18 protein-coding genes and 2 riboswitches are annotated in these 20,126 nt (G+C 44.5%); of the genes, 4 read left to right on the top strand and 14 right to left on the bottom strand.

Annotation, left to right across the window (positions count from 1 at the left end):
- Positions 1–11: 11 nt before the first annotated feature.
- From HNR44_RS01050 to HNR44_RS01015, 9 genes are all read right to left on the bottom strand, one after another.
- Positions 12–533, bottom strand: coding sequence for a serine dehydratase beta chain (locus HNR44_RS01050; protein ID WP_184402279.1), 522 nt, complete (start codon positions 531–533; stop codon positions 12–14).
- Between the two features lie 15 nt (positions 534–548).
- On the bottom strand, positions 549–1,802 hold the full coding sequence (gene glyA / locus HNR44_RS01045; protein ID WP_184402278.1) for a serine hydroxymethyltransferase: 1,254 nt from the start codon (positions 1,800–1,802) through the stop codon (positions 549–551).
- 90 nt (positions 1,803–1,892) lie between these two features.
- Positions 1,893–1,970: riboswitch (glycine riboswitch) on the bottom strand.
- 2 nt (positions 1,971–1,972) lie between these two features.
- Positions 1,973–2,078, bottom strand: a riboswitch (glycine riboswitch).
- 100 nt (positions 2,079–2,178) lie between these two features.
- On the bottom strand, positions 2,179–2,601 hold the full coding sequence (locus HNR44_RS01040) for a GlcG/HbpS family heme-binding protein (protein ID WP_184402277.1): 423 nt from the start codon (positions 2,599–2,601) through the stop codon (positions 2,179–2,181).
- A 599-nt stretch (positions 2,602–3,200) separates the two neighbouring features.
- Positions 3,201–5,192: an oxidoreductase gene (locus HNR44_RS01035; protein WP_184402276.1), complete on the bottom strand. Its 1,992-nt coding sequence runs from the start codon at positions 5,190–5,192 to the stop codon at positions 3,201–3,203.
- Positions 5,193–5,432: 240 nt separating this feature from the next.
- Entirely contained in the window at positions 5,433–5,897 is a 465-nt protein-coding gene (locus HNR44_RS01030; protein ID WP_246406900.1) for a 5-formyltetrahydrofolate cyclo-ligase, read from the bottom strand.
- On the bottom strand, positions 5,816–5,992 hold the full coding sequence (locus HNR44_RS17530) for a hypothetical protein (protein WP_246407175.1): 177 nt from the start codon (positions 5,990–5,992) through the stop codon (positions 5,816–5,818). Before HNR44_RS17530 ends, HNR44_RS01030 begins: the two co-directional genes overlap by 82 nt.
- Before the next feature lie 23 nt (positions 5,993–6,015).
- On the bottom strand, positions 6,016–7,686 hold the full coding sequence (locus tag HNR44_RS01025) for a formate--tetrahydrofolate ligase (RefSeq protein ID WP_184402275.1): 1,671 nt from the start codon (positions 7,684–7,686) through the stop codon (positions 6,016–6,018).
- Between the two features lie 179 nt (positions 7,687–7,865).
- Positions 7,866–8,696 (bottom strand): methylenetetrahydrofolate reductase, encoded by an 831-nt coding sequence (locus HNR44_RS01020; RefSeq protein WP_184402274.1) that lies wholly within the window; start codon positions 8,694–8,696, stop codon positions 7,866–7,868.
- Positions 8,697–8,762: 66 nt separating this feature from the next.
- The gene (locus HNR44_RS01015; protein ID WP_184402273.1) at positions 8,763–10,058 is read right to left on the bottom strand and encodes a glycine cleavage T C-terminal barrel domain-containing protein; all 1,296 of its coding nucleotides are present in this window, start codon (positions 10,056–10,058) and stop codon (positions 8,763–8,765) included.
- A gap of 382 nt (positions 10,059–10,440) precedes the next feature.
- Here HNR44_RS01015 and HNR44_RS01010 point away from each other — a divergent pair, with 382 nt between their 5' ends.
- A complete protein-coding gene (locus tag HNR44_RS01010) occupies positions 10,441–11,130 on the top strand; it encodes a TetR/AcrR family transcriptional regulator (RefSeq protein WP_246406897.1) in 690 nt (229 codons plus the stop codon).
- Between the two features lie 575 nt (positions 11,131–11,705).
- Here the strand turns inward: HNR44_RS01010 and fdhA are convergent.
- Positions 11,706–12,917: a formaldehyde dehydrogenase, glutathione-independent gene (gene fdhA / locus HNR44_RS01005; RefSeq protein ID WP_184402272.1), complete on the bottom strand. Its 1,212-nt coding sequence runs from the start codon at positions 12,915–12,917 to the stop codon at positions 11,706–11,708.
- A 214-nt stretch (positions 12,918–13,131) separates the two neighbouring features.
- Here fdhA and HNR44_RS01000 point away from each other — a divergent pair, with 214 nt between their 5' ends.
- The 3 genes from HNR44_RS01000 (at position 13,132) to solA (ending at position 15,744) form a co-directional block, all read left to right on the top strand.
- The gene (locus tag HNR44_RS01000; protein WP_184402271.1) at positions 13,132–14,022 is read left to right on the top strand and encodes a LysR substrate-binding domain-containing protein; all 891 of its coding nucleotides are present in this window, start codon (positions 13,132–13,134) and stop codon (positions 14,020–14,022) included.
- 104 nt (positions 14,023–14,126) lie between these two features.
- A complete protein-coding gene (locus HNR44_RS00995) occupies positions 14,127–14,534 on the top strand; it encodes a GlcG/HbpS family heme-binding protein (RefSeq protein WP_184403494.1) in 408 nt (135 codons plus the stop codon).
- Positions 14,535–14,577: 43 nt separating this feature from the next.
- The gene (solA, locus tag HNR44_RS00990; protein ID WP_184402270.1) at positions 14,578–15,744 is read left to right on the top strand and encodes an N-methyl-L-tryptophan oxidase; all 1,167 of its coding nucleotides are present in this window, start codon (positions 14,578–14,580) and stop codon (positions 15,742–15,744) included.
- A gap of 90 nt (positions 15,745–15,834) precedes the next feature.
- Here solA and HNR44_RS00985 read toward each other — a convergent pair whose 3' ends face one another.
- From HNR44_RS00985 to ade, 4 genes are read right to left on the bottom strand one after another with little or no spacing between them, the layout of a single operon-like run.
- Entirely contained in the window at positions 15,835–17,007 is a 1,173-nt protein-coding gene (locus tag HNR44_RS00985; protein ID WP_343069318.1) for a M20 family metallopeptidase, read from the bottom strand.
- Positions 16,959–17,579: a DUF1989 domain-containing protein gene (locus HNR44_RS00980; RefSeq protein ID WP_184402269.1), complete on the bottom strand. Its 621-nt coding sequence runs from the start codon at positions 17,577–17,579 to the stop codon at positions 16,959–16,961. Before HNR44_RS00980 ends, HNR44_RS00985 begins: the two co-directional genes overlap by 49 nt.
- A 35-nt stretch (positions 17,580–17,614) precedes the next feature.
- Entirely contained in the window at positions 17,615–18,304 is a 690-nt protein-coding gene (locus HNR44_RS00975) for a cyclase family protein (protein WP_246406894.1), read from the bottom strand.
- A 9-nt stretch (positions 18,305–18,313) separates the two neighbouring features.
- Positions 18,314–20,125, bottom strand: a complete 1,812-nt coding sequence (gene ade / locus HNR44_RS00970; protein WP_184402268.1) for an adenine deaminase — start codon at positions 20,123–20,125, stop codon at positions 18,314–18,316.
- Position 20,126 lies beyond the last annotated feature (1 nt).

Here is a 20,126-nt window from a genome sequence, read left to right as displayed (position 1 = left end):
AGTTGCACGTATTACACCTCCTGTTGATGATTTGTAAGCATATATAAGGGCAGCCGGTTACAAATCGAGCGTAAATCATCTTCTGTACTTAAACGGATCGCCGTTTCTGCATCATTGATTAAAAAAATTTGTGATAAGCCTCCGCCAAGGGAAACGCCACCCACTTTTACACGGCGGTATCCCACTTCAGCGACAATGATTACCGTATTTGGATGATCATAATAGGGGCAGTGATCTTTTTCGAGAAGAAATTGGTAATCGATGTTTTCTTCTTTGGCTAAGGCAATGGCATCTTTTATCTGGACATCCTCTGTCCCCATCCCGAGCAGACCACCGAGGAGTGCCTTGTCTGTGCCGTGGCCCTGATACGTTTGCGCAAAAGAATCATACAGAGTAATGCGAACTCTTTCTGGCTGACAGCCGCCAAGGAGTTCATACGTAAATTTTCCAATGGATACGACGCCAGCAGTATGGGAACTGGACGGCCCTACCATAACGGGGCCGATAATATCAAAACAGCTTTGAAAATCCACTTTTACGATCCTCCCTTATAAAACGCTCGCTTCTTTTTGGAAAAGAGGGAATGTTTTACATATGTCATTCGTTTTATTTTTAGCCTTTTCAAGCACATCGGCTCGGCCGTTGCTTCCCAAAACATCGGCAATGATTTCACCGATGTCGATCATCTCTTGTTTTCCCATCCCCCGTGTCGTAAGCGCCGCCGTTCCGATTCGAATGCCACTGGTAACAAACGGGCTTTCAGGATCAAATGGAATGGTGTTCTTATTAACGGTGATACCGATTTTCTCAAGCAACTGTTCCGCCTCTTTTCCGGTGAGATTCCAAGGGCGGACATCAACGAGTAATAAATGGTTGTCGGTTCCACCTGAAACGAGGGCAGCACCTTTTTCTTTTAAAGTGTCTCCGAGCGTTCTCGCATTCTCGACGATCTGATTGGCGTAAGTTTTGAATGAAGGCTGCAAGGACTCTTTAAAAGAAACAGCTTTTGCGGCAATGACATGCATTAAAGGTCCACCTTGCAAACCAGGAAATACAGCTTTGTTAATCGCTTTTGCCATATCTTTGTTATTCGTTAAAACAAATCCACCGCGAGGGCCTCTTAACGTTTTATGTGTCGTACTGGTCACGACATCCGCGTGTGGCACCGGTGACGGGTGAACCCCTGCAGCAATAAGCCCGGCAATGTGTGCCATATCAACCATCAATTTTGCATCAACCTTATCGGCAATTTCTTTAAATTTTGCGAAGTCAATGACCCGCGGATAAGCACTCGCCCCGGCGATGATGAGCTTAGGCTTTTCTTTTTTTGCCTGTTCTTCCAATTGATCATAATCAATTAAATGATCGTCTTCCCTGACACCATAAGAAACGACATCAAACCATTTTCCCGAAATGCTGACAGGACTGCCGTGCGTCAAATGTCCTCCATGGGACAAATTCATGCCCATCACCTTATCCCCGGGCGTTAACTGCGAATAGTAGACCGCCAAATTGGCAGACGCTCCGGAATGCGGCTGTACATTGGCATATTCTGCGCCATACAACTCTTTTAATCGTTCGATCGCGGCATTCTCTGCTACATCCACAAATTCACAGCCGCCATAATATCGTCTCCCCGGATAACCTTCCGCGTATTTGTTCGTCATCACTGACCCCATCGCTTCCAACACATCTTCGCTCACGAAATTTTCTGACGCAATTAACTCGAGCGTGTCATGCTGTCTGCCCCGCTCTTCCTCCATAGCCGAAAAAATCGTCGCGTCATTATCCTTCAGACTCATCGAAACCCCTCCTGGTAAAATGTTAAAATGACTCGTCCCCTACATTGGACCAACAACAAAAAAGGACAGAGAAAAGGTATACAAACCTTTTCTCTGTCCTTGTACCTGAGAGTTCAACTCCCGAGTGACGGAGTTTACCCCTTTGGTGGCTTAAGCGCTCTCCAGAGATGCGTCCCATTGTGGTCTTTTTACCTGAGAGATTCATTCACAAGGCATTTATGTGAATGTTGCCCCTTCGGTGCCGACATGTACGTCGATCTCTCCCACAATGTTCATTCGCAAATTGTCATTTTATTTGTAATTATCATAGCAAAGCAAAGGCTTTAATGCAACAAATATTTCAAAATCATAAAAAAATTCATGCTCATTCTTATTTCTAAACTTTCAAATCCATCGTTTCAAATGTTTTCACCGCTGCTTCTGCCACTTGAACATCATGGGAAACTGTGCTCCCACTCACGCCTACGGCTCCAATCACTTTCCCATCTTTAATGAGCGGGATCCCTCCACCGAAGACGACAATTTTACCTTGATTGGTGGTGTTTAATCCATAAAGTTCGCCCTGGGGAACCGTGGCATCCGCCAGATTGGATGTCGGCATTTTAAGAGCGACGGACGTCCATGCTTTATTCTGCGCGATATCGACACTTGCCAACCAAGCATCATCCATGCGATGAGTGGCGATCAGGTTGCCGCCCTCGTCCAAAATCGAAATCACCATCGACACCCCAAGGTTTTGCGATTCATGTTCAGCAGCTTCGATCAAGGTTTTTGCCGCGTTTAAGTTCAATGTGCCCATTACAAAATCCCTCCAATGGTTGAATTTTTTATAAATACATGGCATTTGTCTATAGTATAGACGAGATGACGAATAAGGTAAAATGACTGTTGTTGATAGCTTCGATCAGTAAGAGTGATATCTGATCAGGTTCTTATGTTTTCTTTCTGTGATCTTGAATAGAAAGGAGAACAAAAAGAGCCAAGAAGTTTTAGAAAATGTTAGCTTAACGCCAAGATGGCGAGTCTAAACTTTCTTATGCTCTGGAGTGCAAGGAATCCCGTCTCGCGTATCCTGCTTGAACCACGAAAGCATTCACTTCTTACGAAGGAAAAGGGGGTTTCTTTTCCGAGGAGAAAAGCGCCAGCTGGCTGCTTCGGAAGCGTTCCTTCGCACGATGAAAAAGCGGTTATCTTTTTCGAGGATACGTTTTGGGTACGTACGACGCGCCAGAGGCGCTAGTGCCAGCGTGTCACTGATAATGACACGCTGGCCTCCTTCACTCCGCAAGCTGACGCAGAAATTCGACAGCTCTAGCATCCTCTCCCTCGAATGATCCTCGCACGATGAAAAGTAATTTTCTTTTTCGAGGAAGTTTTCCGGACTTTTTGAACATCCTCTTATAATAAACTTCCTACACGTACCCCTTCTGAGATAGCATCATTTAATCGGCGGGGGGAAACAGCGTCACCGATCAGCTGGACATCGAGATCAGAGACAGATGACTTTAGCTGATTAAACAAGCTATTATCTCCTTCTTCATAGCCGATTAATATGATCATCTCATCCTTTTCGATACTCCGCTTCGTATCCGTCCATTTGTCCTCCAATACATGATTGCCTTCCTTTGTTTTGACCAAATTTTTATTTGGAGATAGTGTCACCTTCTTTTCTGACAATAATCGGAATAATTCAGGCTTTTGCATTTCATCCAAATCTTCTGAAACTGACCACGATGGTGTGGCAATCTCCACTTGGGAAGCTCCTGCTTCTGCTGCAAAGTTAGCAACGCTGCCACCTCTAAATTTTCCTTCTCGATCATAGATTAATACTTTACTATTTGCATTTATCGAAACCTTGCCATCAAGAAGCTCAACATCCATTACATAACGGGTATTCAAATCAGCTGCTTCTAAGAATGTTGAATTGGATCCAGTAGCAAGCACAACGGCATCAGGATTTAAATCCAATACATTATGGGCCGTTCCTTTTTTATTAAGATGAACGTTTGCTCCTAGCCGTTCTAATTCTTGCTCCAGCCATTTAATATGCCTACCGTAATGAGGGCGTTCGGAGGCCATTGCAGCAAAATAAACTTTCCCCCCTAGTTTATCGGTACTTTCTAACAGATGAACCTCATGTCCGCGAATGGCCGATACGCGAGCAACCTCCATTCCTGCCGGGCCGCCACCGACAATAACAATTTTGCGTGGATGGTGTGCAGGGGTGAGATGATCTAAAGAATCATCAGCCATGGCAGGATTCACCGTACAAAGAACCGGCATTCCCATATATAATCTGCCGATACAACCTTCCGTGCATGCAATACACGGTCTTATTCGAGAAAACTCCCCTTTTTGTGCTAGGTGTGGCATATCCGGATCCGCTATAATGGCTCTTGTCATACCAACAAGATCACAATCTTCATTCGTTAAAGCTTTTTCTGCCTGACTGGGATCAAGATTACGTCCCGCAACTAAAACAGGTACCGAAAGATGCTCTTTCATTTTTCCCGACACATGATTAAAGGTGCCCCTTGCAAACGTATCTCCAGGAACAACTGCGGCCTGAGCGCTATAGGTTGCACCGGTACCACCGCTAATGCCAAACATATCAATGCAGCCTAGCTCATCAAGTGTTCTGGCAATTTCTAGCATATCCTCATGGTCAAGACCTAGTGTATCGGTTTTAGGATCACCAGTCATTCTACAACCAATAATGAAGTCACTTGATACAGCCTCTCTAACCGCTTGAATCACCTCAATCGAAAAACGCATACGACCGGCAAAGTCCCCACCGTATTTATCCGTGCGATGATTAAGAGCAGGACTCCAAAACTGTTCAATTAAGTGTCCTGCAAAGGATGTGATTTCAATGCCATCCCAGCCACACCTCTCAAGACGTGCAGCGGCTTCAGCAAAGGATTCCACGATTGGTGGTATTTCCTCCGTACGCAAAACATGTGGGATCTCACGATGCACCTCCTCTGGAATGGCGGATGGTGCTTGTATAGGGCGGCCACTTATCGACGAATCTGCACGTCTTCCCATATGGGTTGCCTGTGACAAAATTAAGGCACCATGGGCATGAACACGATCGGCAAGATCCTTCAATAAAGGTTCATTTTTCTCATTCCATAAACTTACGGATCCATAAGAAGCTGCTGATTCCTCATAGACACTGGCAGAGCCAAACGTCATAATGATCCCGGCGCCTCCGGCAGCTTTACGTTCATGATATTTAACATGACGCTCATTTATAATGCCCGTACCATTATCCCACCCTACAGCATGTGCCGTTGATACGATTCGATTTTTGGCCTCTTTCCTTCCAATTTTTAACGGACTAAATAAGGTTTTCAAATCGGTCTGTACAATTTGATGATTATTCACAAGTATTCCCTCCAAATAAAATCGAATATTTTGAAAATAACACTTGAAAAAGGGTTAGATTCTACCGCTGAATCACGTCCACGTGGCTTGTATCATAAATTCAATCCCCCAAAGGTCTTCAATAAAATCTATGTCACCCTTGCGACCAAAAAACATAGGGGGATGAGTCAATTTGGTGTTGAGCCTCCATTTAATAGATATCACTCCCCATCATCGATGAAGTAGAAAACTCAAACGTATTCAAAAGGATAAGATTTCATTTTCCGTGATAATTTGTTGAACCGGAATATCATATTCGCAGGCAGGGATGGTTGCCCGCACCTGAAAACTTGATGCGAGCGATATGGTTTGATTGGGAAAATCGCTAAGGAAGCGGTCATAATAACCGCCGCCAAATCCTATCCTGTACCCACGACGGTCAAAAATCAGCCCGGGTACAATAAGCACATCCATTTCTTCTTTATTTTTTTTGTCTGTCTTTTCCGGAATAGGTTCAATTAAATCAAAAAAACCGTCTTCTAATTGATGATAACCATCAATTTCATAAAACTGCAGTTCTTTTTTGGCGGGGAAGCATTTTGGCACACATACCTTCTTTCCCTGCTTCCATCCTTTTTCCATAATCATTTTTGTGTTCCACTCTGGATCCCGGGATACGGTAATGCCAATGGTTTTCGCCTTCTTCCACTCTGGCGATGCCAGCAATCACCGGCTAATTTCATTGCAATACTTGACTTTTTATTTTCGTTTAAATTTTTAAGTAAATCTATCCCTTCTTTTCTTAGTTCTTCTTTATTCAATGGCTTTCCTTCACAAACATGTCTCAATATAAGCCAACAATTTTTCCGTCATCATCAACGTCAATGGATTCAGCTGAAGGGGATGTAGGCAACCCTGGCATCGTCATAATGTTGCCGGTTAACATGACAATAAATCCCGCTCCAGCGGAAAGTTTCACATCCCTTATCGTAATAGTAAAATCACGCGGCCTCCCTATTTTCGTCGGATCATCGGAAAATGAGAATGGCGTTTTTGCCATGCATACCGGAAGATCCCCATACCCTAACGCCTCCAGCTTTTGAATTTCTTTTTCCGCATTTCTGGTAAGCTCGATCCCTTTTCCACCGTATACCTTTTGGACCATCTTTTCGAGTTTCCCGATAATCGAATCTTTCAAGTCATAAGTAAACGTGGTCTGGCTTCCCTGATCGGCCAGCCGAACAACTTCCTGTGCCAGTTCCTCACCGCCTGAACCTCCGTTTGCCCATACCTCGGAAAGCACGACTTTAACACCTTGCTCCCGACATTGTTCTGCAACTTTTTCCAACTCTGCTTCGCTGTCAGTTGGAAATTTATTGATAGCAACAACCGTTGACACGCCGAATGTTTCTTGCATGATTTCCAGATGTTGTAATAAATTGGGCAGCCCTTTTTCAAGCGCCTGGATATTTTCTTTTTCTAACTCGGTTTTTGAAATGCCGCCATGCAATTTCAATGCTCTGACAGTTGCAACGACAACGGTGGTGGACGGTCTTAAACCAGATAAACGGCATTTAATATTAATGAACTTTTCCATCCCTAAATCAGCACCGAATCCTGCTTCCGTCACAACATAATCCGCATATTTCAATGCTGTTTTTGTCGCCTGTATACTATTGCAACCGTGGGCGATATTGGCAAAGGGTCCGCCGTGGACAAATGCCGGCGTATGTTCCAACGTTTGTACGAGGTTTGGTTTTATAGCATCTTTCAATAGTGCGGCCATGGCTCCGTGTGCTTTCAATTGTCCCGCGGTAACAGGGGCATCCTCTGTTGTATAACCAATGACAATATTCTTTAACTTTTCTTTCAAATCTTTGATGTCATTTGATAAACAAAAGATCGCCATAATTTCCGAAGCCACCGTAATTTCAAATCCATCTTCACGTGGCGTCCCGTTTCCTTTTCCGTGTAAACCATCCACGATATGGCGGAGTTGCCGGTCGTTCATATCGAGCACTCGCTTCCATTTAATTTTGCGAGTATCAATATTCAAGGGATTCCCATGGTAGATATGATTATCAATCATGGCAGCCAATAAATTATTTGCTGCACCGATGGCATGAAAATCACCGGTAAAATGCAAATTGATATCTTCCATAGGCACAACTTGGGAATAACCGCCTCCAGCAGCCCCGCCTTTCATGCCAAACACAGGCCCAACGGAAGGTTCCCTTATCGCAACAGCCGCATTTTTTCCTATTTTTTGAAGGGCATCAGCCAAACCGATGGAGGTTGTCGTTTTCCCTTCACCGGCAGGTGTTGGACTAATGCCCGTCATAAGAATTAATTTTCCATTTTTTTCTTCATCGAACCTTTCGTTCTGATCTTCGTTAATTTTTGCTTTGTAGTCTCCGTATAATTCAAGGTTACTCCGCCCCACTCCCATTTTTTCGGCAACCTCTTCAATCGGTTTCAACGTCGTACATTGCGCTATTTCTACATCTGATTTCATTTTCACAAGCCTCCAATAGTAGTGTAGTAATTGGCAAAGCGATTTGGGACCGATTCGAACCTGTTGTCGAAATTACGATGGATGAGCTACATCTACTTTGCCTGTATTCATTGTAACCGAAACCATTAAATAGGAACTTAAAAAAAGAATGAAATATGCTAAAAGGATGAATGCTGCAATCAAATAGCTATACGCGCGAAAATTTTTTTAAGCGTGTCTAGTTCGTTAAATGAATACATGTGAAAGCCGGCAATCCCATGGTCCGACTCATTTAAGTGCGGGGCGTAGGCATTCAACAAATCGGAGGCGTCGTACCCGCGCAACATTTTCCCCGTCAACTTGAAATTTTTTCTAAGGAAGCGGATCGAGTCGGTCACACCAATACGGGTTGCGATGCGAAGTAGTTTATCAGGTTTCACCGGACCGGGGATGCCCAAGTAGAACGGCAGCCCGAGACCAGCTTCACGCTGTCGCCGCAACCAAGCAAGGACTCGGTCGGGATCGAAGCACATCTGCGTCACGGCGTAGTGCGCGTAAGGCGCTTTCGCTAAAAGGTCCTTGGCAAGGATGTCATTATCGATGTCAGGGTGCCCTTCGGGATACGCCGGAATGCCGATGCGGCGTATCCCGTGCTCGCGTGTGGCCAGGAATTCCAACAGATCAAGGCCATGACGATACGGGCCCAGCGGTTGCCTCTCGTCGCCGCCAATGACGAAGATCTCTTCCAAATCGTGGGCGAGGAGCTTATCTAACACCGCCTCAAGATGTTCTTCACTCCGGACCATTCGCGCCGCAATATGGGGAACAACCCGGGCAAACCGAGGGGCCAGAGCGACAGCCGTTTCGATCGTAGCATCGACACCTTTCTTCGGCGAGCAGGTAATCGTCAGCGTGGCGTGAGGCGGGAGTGCCGCCTCAGCCCGCTCAACGATACGGTGGGTGGGGATGAGTTCGAAACGTGGCTCACTCATTTGTCCAAACTGTGCAACCGGCAATTGTTGCTCCCTCATTGCCATCACCTCTTTCTGCAACGGACCTACCCGCAGGCAGACCCGTTGCATCTCGAATTATCGCGTCTAAAGCTTCCGGCCGGTCTGGGTCAATCCCGTGCCAGGGAATTCGGGCGGCTTGAACGGCGTCTCTGCAACCTCCGCGTTAACGCGCCCACCTGCATATGGTTCGGGCAGGTGCACTTCAAGCTGAGTTCCGATCGTACTAAACGAGTTGGGCAACATCGCGTAACCAATATTACACCCTTGCGTCGGCGAATAAAAAGCAGAGGTAATGTAGCCGACCGGTTTCGTCTCATTCTCAGCGTAGACGATGTAATAATCGGCGGGGTACCAGTCGATCTGCTTACCGCCAAACTTCAGCCCTGCCAGCTTGCTGGTAACACCTTCATTCTTGATGCGAGCGAGGGCTTCCTTACCCACGAATCGAGATTTGTTCAGGTCCACTTGCCAAGCCAATCCGACCTGGTATGGATTGGTCTCCAGATCCATGTCCTGACCGTAGGAGAGGATACCCGCCTCGATCCGACGGATGTGACCCGGGGCAATCACTTTTAGATTATGCGTTTTGCCGGCTTCGAGGAGATGGTACCAGAGCCGTTCAGCATTGATGCTGGCGTCATAGAGGTAGATCTCATAGCCGGCCTCACCCGAGAATCCCGTCCGGGACACGATGACGGGACAACCATTCACCTCGCCCTCGAGCAGTCCGTAGTAGGGCACATCATGGATCCGCTCGCCAAACAGGTCGATCATAAGCGCTGTCGACTTCGGACCTTGAATTTGCACGGGAGCAACATCGATTTCGCGTACCGTACAATCAAATTTGTTCGTCATATTGAGCGCCTGCAACCACAGGGAAACGTCGCTGTCGGAGAGAGAGAACCAAAATTCATCTTCATTCGGACGAAGGAGGACCGGATCATTTATGATGCCGCCTTCTTCGTTGCACAAGATAACGTAGCGGGCCTTTCCTACCTTGACTTTCTCAACCGGGCGCGTGATGGCCAAGTCGACCAGCTTGGAAGCATCGGGACCTTTCACTTGGATCTGCCGTTCTACAGCGACATTCCAAAGTGTGACGTGTTCGGTAAGGTATTCGTATTCTTTGAGGACTCCGCCCTCCTCCCACGGGACATAGGCGCGCGGATGGTACATATGGTTGTATACCTCATAGCACCAACAGCCGGCTTCCTGGGAAAGGTGCCAGAAGGGGGACTTACGCATCCTTTGTGAAATCAACATGCGTGAACCGTTGTCTCCGCTTTGGCGCAGGTTGACCGGGACGTGCCTGTGCACGTCCAGTACCTCGAGATCGTTAGACGTCTTGAATCCTGATATCGGCTTCACCTCAACAGACATACCAATTGCCTCCTTATTTGAAAATAAAATTAAATAAACACGAGACAACACTGACACCGTCAGACACATCCAAAACATTCTCCGCCTGCCCTGGCATGTTGAACAGAAGATCATTTAAAGCGCTTTCAAAAAAAACGGTAGAAAAATCTGAATTACCTTATTCTTATTCCCCCATTCATATAATCATGATTATTTTATATTCTTGATTATATTATGATCGATATATAAGCAAACGTGAACCAGTTTTTCAAATTTTTAGTAAAATAATTTCCGACACCATTTGCGCCATTTCGTACCTGTTTGAAGAATATTGGACAAATGTGCTAGATTAAAGTAAGGATGAATCGGAATTCACATTTTCATCCTGAAAAGAGGTGACAGCTTGGACAAAAAGGCGATTCAAACCGTCCGCATGATGAGATATTTTATAGACGCCACCGTTCAAATCATTGAAGAGGAAGGCATTGAAAATGTAACAATTCGGAAAGTATCCGATTTGGCCGGTTACAACAGCGCGACCATTTATAATTACTTTCACGAACTTTCTCACCTTATTTTTTATTCTTCGTTAAAAATGTTGAAAAAATATACATCAGCCCTCCCCGCCTATATGGAGAAAGGGAGCAACCCTCTGGAAAGATTTTTGCTCATGTGGGAATGCTTTTGTCAATATTCCTTTGCTGAACCACACATCTATCATGCCATTTTCTCATCGAATGTCGGAGGCGGATCCAAAGAACTGATGGATGAGTATTATGATCAGTTCCCGGATGATCTCGACGATCTACCTGCCGATTTAAAACCGATGTTTTTGGAGTTTGACATGACAACCAGGGAACGCATCGCGATGGAGGAGTGTGTTCAAGCGGGGTATATTAAAGAAGAAAACGCAGAGCACGTACAGGAAATGATAAAACTGATCTGGCAGGGTATGCTGACCCTTGTTCTGAACCGGAGATATGACTACTCCGGCGAAAAGGCAACGGAAATTACGATGAAATACATCAAGGAAATCTTGGAAAATGCCAATTCGTTTTCCTTTGACTTTGCTTTGGATCAACGGAATTCTTAAAAACCTTACAGAAACAAAAAGGGTAAGACAAAAAACATAAAAAGGCTCCCCCGCAAATGACGAGGGAGCCTCATACCATTATGTTACTTTAGATAAGTAGCAAGTGGTTCAGCCGCAAAATACTTACTCAATGAAATCTTCTTGAATTTTTCTCAAACACCTACATCTTTCTTAACATCCTCAGGGAGTATCTTTTTATAATTGGAGAACAACTTCGCTCCACCTATTCCTATGATCCATCCTATTATTGCACAGATTAAAGTTACGGTGACGACCAAGGTCGGGTCATTCCAGCCAAAGAGAACGAGTACTGCCGGAATAGCGGATGCGGTTCCGGGTGCATTGTTTACTAGACCAATGAAGGCTTTACTTATCCTCTCTAATGATAAGTGACTTTTAATGGTTCATTTATTCTTATTGTTCAAATCTTACTCTAAGCTCTCAATACTGCATTTTTGTCGATGCTGCCTTTCATTTTTATTGTATTTCCGGTATTAGGTGTGACAAGCGATCCCTTGACACACCCTTCTATCTTCCGGCAAATTGCTCGGTTTACATATTCCTGAATTTTCTTTTTATTGAATTGACCCATGCGGATCAATGACGAATTTCTTCGCAACCCCGCTGTCAAAGTCGGCATATCCATCCGGCGCATCATCGAGGGAAATGACTTGTGCATTGACCGCTTTTGCTATCTGGGCATTGCCGGATAGGATTGATTTCATCAAGCCACGATTATACTGCATTGCCGGAGTTTGTCCAGTGACAAAGGTATGCGCTTTTGCCCATCCCTGTCCAAAGCGGACTTTCAACGCCCCTGTCTGAGCGTCTTTATCCCAAGCTCCAGGGTCCTCGGTTACATACAACCCGGGTATGCCAAGTCCACCGCCGGCCTGCGTGACATCCATAATAGCGTTTAATACAGCAGCAGGTTGTTCCCCGCTTTCTCCATGCCCTGAAGCTTCAAATCCTACCGCGTCAACAGCTGCATCCACTTCCGGTATTCCGAGAATCTGTTCAATCTGTTCACCCAATCGATCATGTTCTTTCAAATTAACCGTTTCACAGCCGAAGCTTCTCGCTTGTTGAAGCCGTTCTTCGTTTAAATCACCGACAATAACAGCGGATGCTCCAAGGAGTTGTGCGGAATGTGCTGCCGCAAGTCCTACAGGACCGGCTCCAGCAACATAAACGGTTGAACCCATCGTTACGCCTGCTGTATAGGCTCCATGAAAACCGGTTGGAAAAATATCCGTTAGCATCGTTAAATCCAGGATTTTATCCATCGCCTGATCTTTATCTGGGAATACAAGCAGTTGAAAGTCAGCATATGGAACCATCACATATTCGGACTGGCCGCCGACCCAACCGCCCATGTCAACATAGCCATATGCGGAGCCTGGGCGATCAGGATTGACATTTGTACAGATATGAGTTTTTTGCTGTTGGCACATGACACAACGTCCACACGCGATATTAAAAGGAACAGAGACCATGTCCCCTTTTTTAATAAATTCAACATCACGTCCTGTTTCAATGACTTCCCCGGTGATTTCATGTCCAAGAACCAAGCCTTGAGGGGCAGTCGTTCTGCCACGTACCATATGTTGGTCGCTTCCGCAAATGTTCGTAGTAATGACTTTAAGGATGACGCCATGCTCACATTTTCGGTTTACGTTTTCTTTCGGCACACCGGGACCATCTCTGAGAACAAGTTCCGGATAACCGATGTCTTCGACAGTGACTTTTCCCTTACCTTGATAAACGACGCCTTTATTTGATGCCATAATGCTCCCCCTCCATGAATAATTTTGAAAGCGATTATATTTTTTTTACAATCTTTACAAGGGTACGAACTTATTTTTTAATATAATTTAAATTGAAAATATTAAATCGCTTCCTTTCCTTGATATAAATTGTATAAAAGGGACTAAATCATGTAAAATGATTAAAAACGATAGCTTCTATCATTTTGTGTAATAAGGGCGAGGTTTGATAAAGGTGGAAATCAGAGATTTAAAAATTTTCAATTCTGTAGCTTTTCACGGAAGTGTCAGTAAAGCAGCTAACGAGTTAAGTTATGTCCAATCCCATGTAACGACGAGAATTAAATTGTTGGAGAAAGAATTGCACACGCAGTTATTTCACCGTGACAGTCGCGGAATGATTTTAAATCCAGAAGGAAAAAAACTATTATCGTATACCGAAAATGTCTTATCCATGATCGATGAGATGGTAAAAGTTGTTAAAGATTCGGATCAGCCTTCAGGTAAACTCGACCTGGGAACCGTTGAAACCGTCATCAGGCTCCCCCACATTTTATCCTCCTATTATGAGAATTATCCAAATGTAGATTTATCATTGGTTACAGGTGTAACGGAAAACCTTGTAGGGCAGGTACTTACACACAAATTAGACGGGGCCTTTGTCACCGGCTTTGAGGAGCATCCTAAAATTATTCAACATGAAGTGTTCCAAGAAGAATTGACATTGATTTCAAATAATAAAGATATTTCTTTGGATGAATTCGCCCATAAACCGTTGCTTGTGTTTAAATCAGGGTGCAGCTACCGGGCGAAATTGACAGACTGGGTCAATGCTGAGGGAATTTATCCTGCAAATATTATAGAATTTGGCACGCTAGAAACGATTTTAGGATGTGTGGTATCCGGCTTAGGCGTCACGCTCCTCCCGAAGTCCACCATTCGCCATCTCGAACAGGATGGTGTCGTCCGCTGCATGAAGCTGCCGGAAAAATACAGTCACGTGACAACTGTTTTTATCCGACGATCTGACGCTTATTTAACGAATTCGATGCAAAAATTCATCGAGACGATCTATACAACACCGGAACCCAAGCAAACGGGATGGATAAGGTATCAGTTTGAATGATTGATGATATCAATAACAGTCATTTTACGTGATATATAATCTCATCTATACTACAGACAAATGGCATTCATTTATGAAAATTCAATCATTGGAGGGAGTTTATGATGAGTACATTGGATTTAAACACAGCCAAAACACTGATTGAAGCCGCTGAGCGTGAAGCGCAAAACCTAGGCGTATCGATGGTGATTTCGATTCTGGATGAGGGTGGAAACCTGATCGCCACCCATCGTATGGATGATGCTTGGTTGGCCAGTATCGATATCGCCCAGAATAAAGCATGGACATCCGTCGCACTCAAAATGCCGACATCCAATCTGGCAGATGCCACGGCCCCTCAAGGAGAACTTTATGGATTAAACACCACTAATCAAGGAAAAATTGTCGTTTTCGGCGGAGGCATTCCACTTATTAACGACGGGAAGGTGATCGGTGCCATAGGTGTGAGTGGGAGTACAGTCGATCACGATGTGAAAGTGGCAGAAGCAGCTGTAAAAAAATTTGAAAGCTAGGGAGATTAGTGAAATCCTTTGAGCCAAAACATGGGGGGATAGAATGAACGCAGATTATGACGTGATCGTTGTTGGGGCCGGATCCATGGGGATGGCAGCCGGTTATTATTTAACCAGACAAGGGGCAAAAACACTGCTTATTGATGCCTTCGACCCGCCTCACACAAATGGGAGTCATCACGGGGATACCCGAATTATTCGTCATGCATATGGGGAAGGCAGAGAATATGTACCTTTGGCGTTAAGAGCACAAACATTGTGGAATGAACTGCAGCAGGAAGTTGACGAAACCATATTTAAAAAAACGGGAGTACTTGGATTTGGCCCAGAAGGATCCGCGTTTATCGATGAAGCTATAGCTAGCTCCAAGCAGTATTCATTACCCCTTGAATTATTAGATGCCGGTGAAGTAAATAAGCGGTGGCCAGGAATTAAGCTACCGGAAGGGTACAAAGGCTGTTTTGAACCAGAATCCGGTGTGCTTTATAGTGAAAACTGTATTCGCGCTTATCGACAATTAGCTACAAAAAATAACGCTACCATATTAACGAATACACCAGCCAAAGATATTGAAATCTACGAGGATTCCGTTTCTATTACAACAGAACAAGACACTTATACGGCTAAAAAGCTGATTATCAGCGCTGGAGCTTGGAACGAGAAAGTTCTATCAAACTTAGGTTTAGATATACCATTACAACCGACTCGCCAAACTACCACCTGGTTTGATTCCGATCCCTCTTTATATGAATCTGATGTTTTCCCTGCTTTTTTTGTTGACATGCCATCCGGGGTATATTATGGGTTTCCCAGCTTCGACGGATGCGGCTTAAAAATCGGTCGCCACGACATCGGGCAAAAAACGGAACCAGCTTATGTTAACCGTGAATACGGTATATATCCAGAAGATGAAAACTACGGACGTGAATTTTTGGAAAGGTATATGCCAGAGGCTGCCGGAAAATTAAAGCGTGGTATCGCTTGTATATACACAAGAACACCAGATGAACATTTTATTGTAGATCTATATCCACAACATTCACACGTTACCATTGCCGCCGGGTTTTCCGGACATGGGTTTAAATTTGCCAGTGTCATTGGGGAAATTTTGAGTCAATTGGCGTTGGATGGAAATACCGAACATGACATCTCGATCTTCTCCATTACACGACAGGATTTACAGCATACAGGGAAAACGTTACGCCAATAACCATAATAGAAAGAACAGAGAGAAGCTGCGTACAAGCGCTAGCGCTTCTTCTCTGTTCGTTTTTTTGAGATCTCATATTTTGTCAATGCGCTATGCTTTAAACGTAAGCGCCAACGATTTATAGTATTCGATTGATCGCAAATATGCATCTGTGTCCACGTATTCATTGGGCTGGTGAGCTAATCGCTCGTCACCAGGGCCGTAAATGAGTGTGGGGATTTGACTTTCAGGATTTAGTACAGCCGCATCCGTATAATATGATACACCGTGAACCTCCTTATCACCTCCATTGATTTCCTGCGCGGTCTGAATGATACGGCTTGATGACTCTGTTAAAATACCAGGCCTGTTCAATAACGTTTGTAATTGGAAAGGAGAATCTTCGCGTTCCTCAGCAAAGAGGGCCTGCAACTTCGTTTCCAATTCCAAAATTAGTTCTTTGTGAGATTGAGGGGGGATGGTTCGTATATCGACATATACACGGCATTGGTCCGGAATAACGTTTGCCTGCACACCCCCCTCAATTTTATTTATCGACAAACTACTTTCACCAAGCGGTTCACCGGTTACTTTCCAATTAAGGCGACATTCATCGAGTAACGCCATTACTTTTTTCATCCGTTCAATGGCGTTAACCCCTTGATGCGGCATAGCGCCGTGGGCCGTCCTCCCGAAAGTAAGGATTTCAAGCCATAATGCCCCTTTGTGACCCACAACCACTTTCTCGCGAGTCGGCTCTCCGATCACCATTGCTTCCACATTTGATACACCATGGTTTTTCAAATACATTCTTGCCCCGCAGCTGTCGACTTCTTCCCCCGCTGTTGCAAGGAAAACGACGTCATGCGGCAATTCTTCCTTTTGTAAAAATAACGATTCAACAGCTAAAAACATCGCGGCAAGGCCACTCTTCATATCTGAAGCGCCCCTGCCGTATAATTTCTTTTCCACTTGTTTGGCTTCAAACGGTGGATATTCCCATTCTTGTTTACCAGGTAAAACTGTATCCATATGTCCGCAAAGTAACAACTCACGGCTGTTCTTTCCTTTTAAACGAATTTCAAGGTTACTTCGATTCCCACCTAAATCAGTTATATGGTACGGCAAATCGATTTTCTTACAACGATCTGCAAAAATCTCAGAAACTCCAGTTTCATTACCTGGAGGGTTAGAGGAGTCCACCCGGATCAATTCTTGTAAAAATTGGACCGCATTCACCGGACTCCCCCCAAGATTTGCAGTTTCAAAGGTGTTACTTTCCACCCATTAACCGCCTCCATATCTTGCGAACAAGTTGAGCAGGCGATGACAACATCCTCGACGGCCCTAAGACGCACATAATCACCCGGTTTCGATAATGGTTCGTGAATCTTATAATCTCCAACTTCATCCAGGACGTTGTTCATAAACCAATTAATCGGGTCCGGGACCATGACTTGGTTAAGCCCAAATGTCTTTATAGCTTGTTGCAAATTATCGTGGCAATTCGGGTGATTTTCCTTGCCGAAATCCACTCTATACCTGTGATCATCGCAGGCGGGAAAAAAGAAATCGTGTTTGCCGACCGTATCCTCGATGAGTTCCATGAGTGGACGCCGTCTGTTACTATATAAGCCGTCCCCCGGTTTTAACCGAATACTGCTCAATGAAGCACGCATATGAACCGGTGAGATATGTTCATCTTCATCATGTTTGTTAAAACAAACAAAATCACCCACTTGCTTTCCTTCCACATCGATGATAATTAATTCATCTCCAGCCTTTAGTTCCGCACCTCTCCCCTCGTAAGGCGGGATGAAAATTTCTTCATGAATAACTTCCCTCGTAAGCACCATGTCTCTTGCTCCCCTTTACTTTTTCATTTGCCTACCTATTCTAAAAATACAGCCACTGCTCGAATCGGTGAACCCGTCCCTTCACGAATCCGTAACGGTAACCCAAAATATAAAAATCGTTTGCCTGCGATTTTATCCAAGTTACACAAGTTTTCTGTGTTTGACATTTCGTATTGGCGGCAAATCAGATGACCTGAAAATTTCGGGTCTTTCGGATTATCAATGGCCGGAGCGTCTATTCCAATGTTGACAACACCTTTCTCTGCAAGCCATCTAGCCCCTTCGATATCCAACCCTGTATAACGATTGAGCCATTCGTCCGTTCCATAAGCACGTTCGTAATGCCCGGTATAAAGAAGAACAATGTCACCTTTATCAAGCATTTGGCCCGAATGGTTTAATGCTCTCTCAAGTTCATCGGCAGTTATATAAGCATCTGGTGAAACATGGGATAGATCAAGGCAGACGGCAGGGCCATAAAAATAATCCAGCGACATTTCATCAAGTGTTTTTCCATTTGGATCAAATTCATATGTGGCGTCAGTATGTGTCGGTCCATGTTCGTTAATCAACAAATTGTTGGTTGCAAATTCAAATCCAATTTCTTTTTTTGCTTCTTCGTGTGTTTTGTTTGGAAATATAAACGTTTTTTGATGAAGCGGAAAGACTGGCATGCCATTGTAAATCTCTTGAGAAAGATCTATTAATCTTACATTGCTCATCATTGAACCCCCTTATTCTACAACAGCAGAAAGCACTTCAAATTTGTCAACATCAATTAAGCCCATGTCGGTGATTTTCCATTCAGGGCTTGTCACGAGCGACCAAAAAGACAAATGCATGAATGGGACGTGCATACCGCAGCCCAGTACGTCTTTAGCTAATTGTGAAAGTTCACCGACACGCTCACTCACTTCTTTTCCGCTCAGTTCATCGGTGATCAATCCGCCAACTTTAAGTGGCAAGTCACCGACCACTTTTCCATCCTTGATCATGGCAATGCCACCGTTCATTGAAATAACGCGATTAACTGCAGTGACCATATCGTCATAGTTCGTTCCAGTCACGATGATATTATGTGTGTCATGCGCAACACTTTCAGCAATAGCACCATTTTGCAGCTTGAACCCGTGCAAAAACGACTTTCCGATTTTTCCGCTTCTTCCATGGCGCTCGACCACCAAAAGAGGAAGAACATCCTGTTTAAGACAAGGTTGTACGATGCCATCGGAAACATTCAAATCAAATTCTTTTGCACCTGTTAAATTCTGATCAGGGATAGCGACGATTGATCGTACACGGGCTTTGCTACCACTAGCCGAGATATGCAAATCGCCGGCTTCAACCGGCTTTCTCTTTACCGAAGTTTTAACACTTTCCGGGTACGTGTAAGCAGGAAGGTCAATCGTCAGTTCGCCTTTTTCCGCTGCCGCAACTCCGTTCAAGTAAACCTTATCAATCGTCATCTCGTTTAAATCGCTAATGACCGCAATATTTGCGCGCTTACCAGGAGCCAAAACACCCACATCCTTCATACCAAAATGGGTGGCTGGGTTAATCGTCGCCATTTGAATCGCTTCAACCGGATCAATTCCCTCGACGATCGTCCTTCTGATAATGTCATTCATGTGGCCATCTTTTAAAAGATCTTCAGGAACCATGTCATCTGAAACAACTATGGCACGCCTCGAATCGATACCTTCTTCTTTAATAGCGCGAACACATTCTGCCATGTTCCTTTGGGAAGAGCCTTCCCGCATAAACACACTCACACCGTAACGTAATTTTTCAACCGTTTCTTCCTTCGTCGTTGTTTCATGACAAGAAATATGTGTTCCTCCACTAATAATATGTGCCGCAAGCTCTTTGCCAAACAAACCCGGGGCGTTTCCCTCAACCGTTTTGCCAATGCTATTTGCATAGGACACCGAAGCTACCAAATCGTCTATGATTTCCGGAGCATTTTGAAAGACGGGATTAATATTACTGAAACTTTGGATTTCTCCGATTCCTTGAACATTTTCATCTTGCAACAATTCTTTCATGTGCCTTGCATCTACGTCTTCCCCGGAAGTCTCCAACCCGGGGGCATCAGGCACTGCACACGGGACAGTAAAATACACTTGATTTGGCAATGTTTTCGCTTCTTTAATCATTTCCTGCATACCATGAACGCCAAGGACATTTCCGATCTCATGTGGATCCCCAACAAGGGTCGTTGTTCCCGTAGGAATCGAAAGTCTTGAAAATTCCGTACTCGTCAACATTGCACTTTCAAAATGCATATGCGAATCTATAAATCCGGGGCTGATAAACTTGCCCTGTACATCTTGCACAGTGGTTGATGATCCAATCAAATCCTTTGCATCTCCGATTAGTAAAATATACTCGCCTTTGACAGCGACATCCGCTTCATAAATTTCTCTAGTTACCGTGTTGATCACGTAACCACCTTGAAGAACAAGATCAGCGAACTGGTGATGATCCAACAATACATCGATCAATTTTCGGCGTTGGATCGCTTCTTTAAATTCAGTTGCTTCCATT

The sequence above is a fragment of the Geomicrobium halophilum genome, from assembly GCF_014207655.1.
In the GTDB taxonomy this organism is placed as follows: domain Bacteria; phylum Bacillota; class Bacilli; order Bacillales; family Marinococcaceae; genus Geomicrobium; species Geomicrobium halophilum.
The sequence above is the reverse complement of the archived record's forward strand: the minus strand, read 5'-3'. Positions and strand labels throughout refer to the sequence as shown.

Coding starts and splice junctions, on each gene's coding strand:
- glyA (WP_184402278.1), bottom strand. CDS start 1,802: ATGAGTCTGAAGGATAATGACGCGACGATTTTTTCGGCTATGGAGGAA.
- HNR44_RS01040 (WP_184402277.1), bottom strand. CDS start 2,601: ATGGGCACATTGAACTTAAACGCGGCAAAAACCTTGATCGAAGCTGCT.
- HNR44_RS01025 (WP_184402275.1), bottom strand. CDS start 7,686: ATGAAATCAGATGTAGAAATAGCGCAATGTACGACGTTGAAACCGATT.
- HNR44_RS01020 (WP_184402274.1), bottom strand. CDS start 8,696: ATGAGGGAGCAACAATTGCCGGTTGCACAGTTTGGACAAATGAGTGAG.
- HNR44_RS01015 (WP_184402273.1), bottom strand. CDS start 10,058: ATGTCTGTTGAGGTGAAGCCGATATCAGGATTCAAGACGTCTAACGAT.
- fdhA (WP_184402272.1), bottom strand. CDS start 12,917: ATGGCATCAAATAAAGGCGTCGTTTATCAAGGTAAGGGAAAAGTCACT.
- HNR44_RS00995 (WP_184403494.1), top strand. CDS start 14,127: ATGAGTACATTGGATTTAAACACAGCCAAAACACTGATTGAAGCCGCT.
- solA (WP_184402270.1), top strand. CDS start 14,578: ATGAACGCAGATTATGACGTGATCGTTGTTGGGGCCGGATCCATGGGG.
- HNR44_RS00980 (WP_184402269.1), bottom strand. CDS start 17,579: ATGGTGCTTACGAGGGAAGTTATTCATGAAGAAATTTTCATCCCGCCT.
- HNR44_RS00975 (WP_246406894.1), bottom strand. CDS start 18,304: ATGATGAGCAATGTAAGATTAATAGATCTTTCTCAAGAGATTTACAAT.
- ade (WP_184402268.1), bottom strand. CDS start 20,125: ATGGAAGCAACTGAATTTAAAGAAGCGATCCAACGCCGAAAATTGATC.